Source organism: Niallia sp. 03133 (genome assembly GCF_052663225.1).
Genome location: NZ_JBQTCY010000044.1, coordinates 1 through 397 on the forward strand (window position 1 = coordinate 1; position 397 = coordinate 397).

General features: G+C 45.8%; 2 tRNA genes. Both read right to left on the minus strand.

Going from position 1 to position 397, the window contains the following annotated elements:
• Positions 1 to 62: 62 nt before the first annotated feature.
• A tRNA-Ala gene (locus tag ACTYBU_RS22530) sits at positions 63 to 138 on the minus strand.
• Between the two features lie 24 nt (positions 139 to 162).
• Positions 163 to 239 (minus strand) — tRNA-Ile (locus tag ACTYBU_RS22535).
• Positions 240 to 397: the final 158 nt, after the last annotated feature.

The window sequence follows — 397 nt, forward strand, 5'->3', positions numbered from 1 at the left end:
TCTTGGTTTCTTCATATAATGATTTAGTTTTCAAAGAACAAAAAAGAAACGATAAATTCGTTTGGTGGAGCCTAGCGGGATCGAACCGCTGACCTCCTGCGTGCAAGGCAGGCGCTCTCCCAGCTGAGCTAAGGCCCCTTAAAAGGTATTTTATTAAAATCATGGTGGGCCTAAATGGACTCGAACCATCGACCTCACGCTTATCAGGCGTGCGCTCTAACCAGCTGAGCTATAGGCCCATCTTAATATCGGCTAAAGATAAGCGGCGTATCTTTTCGTTAGCTCTCACTCCGCTCCTCACGTACTAATGTACGCTCCGGTGCTCGTTCGGTAGCTTCCTTAACCTACTTGCTTCTCTTTACCCTTTTTTCGAACAAAGATCTCTCTTGTTCTTTAG